Origin of the sequence: Gillisia marina (assembly GCF_000258765.1) — a bacterium.
GTDB lineage: Bacteria > Bacteroidota > Bacteroidia > Flavobacteriales > Flavobacteriaceae > Gillisia > Gillisia marina.
In genome coordinates, this window is record NZ_AJLT01000042.1 from 87,872 (window position 1) to 94,263 (window position 6,392).

The window sequence follows — 6,392 nt, forward strand, 5'->3', positions numbered from 1 at the left end:
ATTAATCTAACAATATTTCTAAAAGCTGAATTGCAGCTTCGCTAATTTTAGTTCCCGGGCCAAAAACAGCTACGGTACCTGCATCAAATAAGAATTGATAATCTTGAGACGGAATAACTCCTCCAACTATTACCATAATATCTTCACGGCCATGCTTTTTTAATTCCTCTATTACTTGTGGTACTAAAGTTTTATGTCCTGCTGCTAAAGATGAAACTCCTAAAATATGAACATCATTCTCCATAGCTTGTTTTGCCGCTTCTGCAGGAGTTTGGAATAAAGGGCCTATGTCTACATCAAAACCAAGATCGGCATAACCTGTGGCTACTACCTTTGCTCCTCGGTCATGACCATCTTGACCCATTTTTGCGATCATAATACGTGGACGTCTCCCGTCTTGTTCCGCAAATTTATCGGCTAGTTCCCTAGCTTTAATAAAGGATGTATTGTCTTTCATTTGTTTTGAATAAACGCCACTAAAAGTTTGAATTTTTGCCTTATATCTTCCGTAAACGTCTTCTAAGGCATCACTTATCTCTCCCAAGGTAGCTCTTTCTCGAGCCGCAGATACCGCTAATTCCAGCAAATTGCCATCTTTGTTTTTTGCAGCATTAGTAAGTGCTTGCAAGGCAGACGTCACTTTAGCTTGATTCCTACTTTCTTTTATTTGTTTTAAACGTTCGAGTTGCTGTAACCGAACTGTTTGATTATCTACTTCCAGTGTTACCAAAGGATCTTCTTTATCTAATCGGTATTTATTGTTTCCAACAATAATATCGGTCTCGCTATCTATTCTTGCTTGTTTGTTTGCAGCAGCTTCTTCAATTCGCAACTTAGGAATTCCAGCTTCAATCGCCTTTGTCATACCGCCTAATTCTTCAACTTCTTCAATAAGCTTCCAAGCTTTTTGTGCAATTTCATGAGTTAAGCTTTCCACATAATAACTTCCCGCCCAAGGATCCACGGTTTTAGTGATATTGGTTTCCTGCTGCAAGTATAACTGCGTGTTTCTGGCGATTCTTGCTGAAAAGTCTGTTGGTAAAGCAATAGCTTCATCCAGAGCATTTGTATGTAAAGACTGTGTGCCACCAAATGCTGCCGCTGCTGCTTCTATGCAGGTTCTGGCAACATTGTTAAATGGATCTTGCTCGGTTAAACTCCATCCGCTGGTTTGGCAATGAGTTCTTAAGGCTAATGATTTCTCACTTTTCGGATTGAATTGTTTTACCAATTTGGCCCAAAGCATTCTGGCAGCTCGCATCTTGGCGATCTCCATAAAATGGTTCATTCCAATTGCCCAGAAAAAGGAAAGTCTTGGCGCAAAACTGTCAATATCCATTCCGGCTTCCAGTCCTTTTCTAATGTACTCTAAACCATCAGCCAAAGTATACGCTAATTCAATATCGCAAGTTGCTCCCGCTTCTTGCATATGATATCCTGAAATACTGATACTATTGAATTTCGGCATCTTCGCTGAGGTAAATTCAAAGATGTCGGATATTATTCTCATCGAAGGAGTAGGAGGGTAGATGTACGTATTTCGCACCATGAATTCCTTTAAAATATCATTCTGAATAGTCCCGGATAATAAAGAAAGATCTACACCTTGTTCCTCTGCTGCTACTATATAGAATGCCATAATGGGAAGCACCGCCCCGTTCATGGTCATTGAAACCGACATTTTATCTAACGGAATCTGATCGAAAAGGATCTTCATATCTTCTACCGAATCTATGGCAACACCTGCTTTTCCAACATCTCCAACCACTCGTTCATGATCGCTATCATAACCACGATGGGTGGGAAGATCAAAAGCTACAGAAAGTCCTTTTTGGCCTCCTGCTAAATTTCTTCTGTAAAAAGCATTACTTTCTTCAGCCGTAGAAAAACCTGCGTATTGGCGGATAGTCCAAGGTCTTCTCACATACATGGTACTGTAAGGCCCGCGTAAATAAGGTGCGATTCCCGCTGCAAAATTTAAATGTTCTGCTTCTGGAATATCATTTTTTGAATACACCTTTTTAAGCGGAATATCTTCTGCCGTTATAAAAGTGCTATCAGATTTCTTATTCAAAGAACCTTGTGAAACCGTATTCTTAAGTTTTATATGTTGAAGATTTTTTCTAGACATGTTGCTTATTGTTCAGTTTTCAGTCTTTCTTGTTCCAGTTTTTCTGAAAGTCGTCTTTCTAAAATTGGTTGAAGCAAGGTTTTCCTCGGATTCATTTTAAGGAATGGATATAATTCCAAGTCATTTGTCATTCTATCTTCTGGATTTTGGAATTTATTAGTTCCAATAAGTGTGATCTTTCCAGCATCGAAAAGTTCTTGTTCTTTTTTTGCACTTTCAGCAATCTTTCGCTGAATGATTCCTTCCTTCAATTGCTTTAAGAATCCGCCGCCATTTTCTATTTCCTTGAAGATTTCAAGGGCTTTCTCTGCGAATTGCTGTGTAAGTGTTTCAATATAATATGCTCCATCTGAAGCGTTGGAAACCTTATCGAAATAACTTTCATTTTTCAGCACTAATAACTGATTGCGGGCAATTCGATCTCCAAACTCATTATTCTTATGATAGATGGCATCGTAAGGAGAATTGTAAACCTCATCTGCACCACCAAGAACCGCACTCATGCTTTGTGTAGTTGTTCGTAACAGATTTACATTATAATCGTATAAGGTTTTGTCCCTTTTGGAAGGCTGTGACAAAATATGGCATTTTTCAACCTGCTTATATTCTGAAGCCAGACTTGCAAATAATAATCTTAGCGCCTTCAATTTTGCAATCTCGAAAAAGTAGTTGGACCCGGTTGCGGTTAAAAACTGAAGCTGAACTTCAGCTGTAGAATTCTCTTCATCATTCAAATGATTCAAATACTCATTTGCGTGGGCAAGCATATATGCCAGTTCCTGTGGAATAGTAGCGCCGGCATTTTGATACAAAGTACCATCAACGCTTAAAATAGATTTAAAACCTTTAGCTTTCATGATAAGTTTGTTTAAGATCTCATGATCTTCTTTTAAACTATGATACCAATTTCCGGAGCGCGCTAAATTCCCGATAATATCTATCTGCAAACTTATTTTATGATCTTTTTCAACTAAATAAGCAGTTAGGGTATTAAAAGCTTTTTCAGAAAGAAATTCAAATGAGATATAAATTGGAGTAGCACTAAGCGCGATATCTTTGAATAGTAATTTGTAATCTGTTTCTTCAGAAGAAATAATAAACCATAAACTTTCAGCTCCTTTTTTTTAATACTTCCAGTGCTTTTTTATTGCTTTTAATTTCTGAAGCCACATAAATCTTCTCACAAATGTTCCAGAAAGTTGGATTGGAAATAGTTATGGGGTCTTTTAGATCTTCAGCATTATAAAATGGTTTTACTGAAATCCCATCTTTGCTATGAAAAATAAGTGTTTCGTTATAATCTGCTCCTTTCAAATCGAACTGAATTTTCTGCTTCCATTCTTTGGCAGAAACTTCATGGAATTCGTTGAATAAGGTTTGACTCATAGTGGTGTTTTTAATAGGAAATCAAAAGGGTTTTAAAAGGCTAGTCTATAGTATCGTAATGAATGATATAAATATCTTCATCTGCTCTTTTCATATAATAATGCTGTCTGGCGTAACTTTCCAACTCAAATGAATCGTTCAGGTTTTCGATAGTAGCTTTATCCTTAGAAATCTCCTTTTTATAATATTCTTTATTGACTTGTAATTTATCTACTTCTTCATCTAATTCCCGATGAATTAACCAGGAATTGCTATCTAAAAAAAGCATCCAACCTCCAAAAATAAGCAAGATCAGCACATATTTATTGCTGATGAACTTAAACCATTTTTTACTGCGAAGCTCCTTTAGACTCATAGTTTTTAAAGATACAAAATTACGCCAATCTGTCCTTAATGATTGTTTGAACAATATCTACCGCAACATTGTTATACCTGTTGGTAGGAATAATGATATCTGCAAATTCCTTAGTAGGTTCAATAAATTGCTGATGCATAGGTTTTAAGGTGGTTTGGTAGCGCCAAAGAACTTCATCTAAATCCCTTCCGCGATCGTTGATGTCGCGTTTTAATCTTCTAATCAACCGCTCATCACTATCTGCATGTACATATATTTTTATATCGAACATATCACGGATATCGGGATGAGTAAGAATAAGAATTCCTTCTACAATTATCACTTTCTTAGGCTCGATGGTTATAGTCTCTCCCGTTCTATTATGTTCTTTAAAAGAGTAAACTGGTTCCTCTATGGAATTGCCACTTTTTAGCTCCTTTAAATGAGAAACGAGAAGGTCAAAATCGATGGATTTAGGATGGTCGAAATTTATCTTTACACGTTCTTCCAAAGATAAATGGCTAGTGTCTTGATAATAAGAATCCTGAGAAATAACGGCTACATCTTCATTATTTAATTCCTCTATAATTTGGCTAACAACCGTGGTTTTTCCACTACCGGTACCACCGGCTATTCCAATAATAAGCATCTATAAATATTTTGGCGCAAAGTTAATTATTAGTTTGAAATAGGGGAGCAGACATGAAATTTTATTGAATTTTTAGATTTATAAGTAGCTATGCTGAATTTTAAAATTGTAGCTCTTATTTGGAGATAGAACTCACCTGCTCAATTGTTACTTCATTTTTGATGGTATTCCCCCAAGAGTTCGAGATATAATTCATTACATCTGCAACTTCTTGATCACTTAATCCCTGAGACGCCATCACGTTATTGTAAGCCGCCCCGTTTACCTCGATAGGGCCGGAAAGACCATATTTTATCGCCTTAATACTTTCCTCTTGTTTATCTCTTAACCAATCTGAATCTGCTAAAGGAGGAAAATTTCCAGGAATCCCTTTTCCGCTAGGTAGATGGCAGGTAACACAAAAATCTGAGTACACTTCTTTTCCTCTTTTATAGCTTTCAGAAACTTTCGTTTGTTTAGGCGTATCTGAAATGCTTATTTCTTCCGAATTTAAAACAGATTGTTCCTTCTTTTTATCTGAATTACAAGCCATAAGTAAGCATACACATAATAGTAGTGATAATGTTTTCATTTATTATAATTTGGATTCGGTTGCTATTAATTTTATAATTCCAAGGCCTTCTACTGCAATATAAATGAAACCATCAGGACCTTGTCTCACATCTCTTACTCTCCCAATTCCTTCAAGTAATCGTTCTCTTTTAACCACTTTTTCGCCTTCAAGTATGTCTAATTCTAAATATTGAAATTTAAGAGAGCCAACTAATAAATTGTTTTTTAAGTGTGGATATTTATCTGAAGTCACAAATGCCATTCCGCTGGGAGCTATGGAAGGAACCCAATAATAGATGGGATCTTCCATTCCAGGTTTTGATGTTTCTGAAGTTATTGAAGTTCCGCTATAATTTAATCCGTGGGTAACCACCGGCCATCCATAATTAGCCGCTTTATTAACAATATTTATTTCATCTCCTCCTTTTGGGCCATGCTCGTGTACCCAGATTTCTCCTGTTGTTGGATGAAGGATCATTCCCTGTTGATTTCTGTGTCCAAAACTATAAATCGCTTTTTTAGCATTCGCTTCATTCACAAATGGATTGTCGGTTGGAATACTTCCATCATCATTTAATCTATAAACTTTCCCATTATCTCTGGTGATATCTTGCGGATTCACATCTCTTTCTCCGCGTTCTCCAATTGAAAAGTATAAAAATCCGTCTTTATCGAAAGCTATACGAGAACCAAAATGCTGACCTTTAGTTGTATTTGGTGTGGCCTTGTATAAAACTTCTTTTTGAATAAGTTGGTCACCATTTAGCTTTGCTCGCATAATCGCCGTGTTTCCACCATCTCCATCTCCATCTGAAGAAGCATAGGAGATATAGATCCAACCATTCTGCTCGTAATCCGGGTGTAGAACAATATCCATTAAGCCACCCTGACCTCGATTATAAACTTTTGGAACACCGGTAATTAATTGCTTTTCTCCATTTTTGAAAAGAATTAAATCCCCACTTTTCTCTGTGATCAGCATTCCGCCATCGGGAAGAAAAGCCAGTCCCCAAGGAATTTGTAAATCATTCACTACAGTTTCGTAGGAATAAGATATGGAACTCGCATTGATGCCATTATCTTTTTGTGCACAAGCAGTAAATGAAAGCGTCACAAAGCTGATTATTAATAGATTAATTTTCATAGTTTAATTTTTAATTTCAATGAGCAACAAAATACGAAACCATTATTATATAGGCCTTTTATAAAAAGTTAAAAATTATTGATTTTATTTGATTTAGGTATAGGTAGAAGAAAAGGAATTACTATATTTGCAGCCGCTATGACGATAAGTACTTTTTCACTTATCTAAAAGATAACCTTCGGGGTGTAGCGTAGCC

Annotated in this window: 7 protein-coding genes; all 7 read right to left on the minus strand. The window is 36.4% G+C overall.

Going from position 1 to position 6,392, the window contains the following annotated elements; translation table 11 throughout:
• Window position 1: 1 nt before the first annotated feature.
• The gene (gene scpA / locus ON07_RS10960; protein ID WP_010231267.1) at window positions 2-2,131 is read right to left on the minus strand and encodes a methylmalonyl-CoA mutase; all 2,130 of its coding nucleotides are present in this window, start codon (window positions 2,129-2,131) and stop codon (window positions 2-4) included.
• A 5-nt stretch (window positions 2,132-2,136) separates the two neighbouring features.
• The gene (locus tag ON07_RS15325) at window positions 2,137-3,228 is read right to left on the minus strand and encodes a methylmalonyl-CoA mutase subunit beta (protein WP_316928144.1); all 1,092 of its coding nucleotides are present in this window, start codon (window positions 3,226-3,228) and stop codon (window positions 2,137-2,139) included.
• Window positions 3,229-3,241: 13 nt separating this feature from the next.
• Window positions 3,242-3,517 carry a hypothetical protein gene (locus ON07_RS17845; RefSeq protein ID WP_316928142.1) on the minus strand — a complete coding sequence of 92 codons (276 nt, stop codon included), beginning with the start codon at window positions 3,515-3,517 and terminating at the stop codon, window positions 3,242-3,244.
• 40 nt (window positions 3,518-3,557) lie between these two features.
• A complete protein-coding gene (locus tag ON07_RS10970) occupies window positions 3,558-3,872 on the minus strand; it encodes an FtsB family cell division protein (RefSeq protein ID WP_010231269.1) in 315 nt (104 codons plus the stop codon).
• A 19-nt stretch (window positions 3,873-3,891) separates the two neighbouring features.
• The gene (udk, locus tag ON07_RS10975) at window positions 3,892-4,500 is read right to left on the minus strand and encodes a uridine kinase (RefSeq protein ID WP_010231271.1); all 609 of its coding nucleotides are present in this window, start codon (window positions 4,498-4,500) and stop codon (window positions 3,892-3,894) included.
• A gap of 115 nt (window positions 4,501-4,615) precedes the next feature.
• Window positions 4,616-5,071: a c-type cytochrome gene (locus tag ON07_RS10980; RefSeq protein ID WP_029331842.1), complete on the minus strand. Its 456-nt coding sequence runs from the start codon at window positions 5,069-5,071 to the stop codon at window positions 4,616-4,618.
• 3 nt (window positions 5,072-5,074) lie between these two features.
• A complete protein-coding gene (locus ON07_RS10985; RefSeq protein ID WP_010231274.1) occupies window positions 5,075-6,196 on the minus strand; it encodes a PQQ-dependent sugar dehydrogenase in 1,122 nt (373 codons plus the stop codon).
• Between the last annotated feature and the right edge of the window lie 196 nt (window positions 6,197-6,392).

What these genes read in the sequence shown, in the direction of transcription:
- ON07_RS10985 (WP_010231274.1), bottom strand. Translation starts at nt 6,196, where the DNA reads ATGAAAATTAATCTATTAATAATCAGCTTTGTGACGCTTTCATTTACT.
- ON07_RS10980 (WP_029331842.1), bottom strand. Translation starts at nt 5,071, where the DNA reads ATGAAAACATTATCACTACTATTATGTGTATGCTTACTTATGGCTTGT.
- ON07_RS17845 (WP_316928142.1), bottom strand. Translation starts at nt 3,517, where the DNA reads ATGAGTCAAACCTTATTCAACGAATTCCATGAAGTTTCTGCCAAAGAA.
- udk (WP_010231271.1), bottom strand. Translation starts at nt 4,500, where the DNA reads ATGCTTATTATTGGAATAGCCGGTGGTACCGGTAGTGGAAAAACCACG.
- ON07_RS10970 (WP_010231269.1), bottom strand. Translation starts at nt 3,872, where the DNA reads ATGAGTCTAAAGGAGCTTCGCAGTAAAAAATGGTTTAAGTTCATCAGC.
- scpA (WP_010231267.1), bottom strand. Translation starts at nt 2,131, where the DNA reads ATGTCTAGAAAAAATCTTCAACATATAAAACTTAAGAATACGGTTTCA.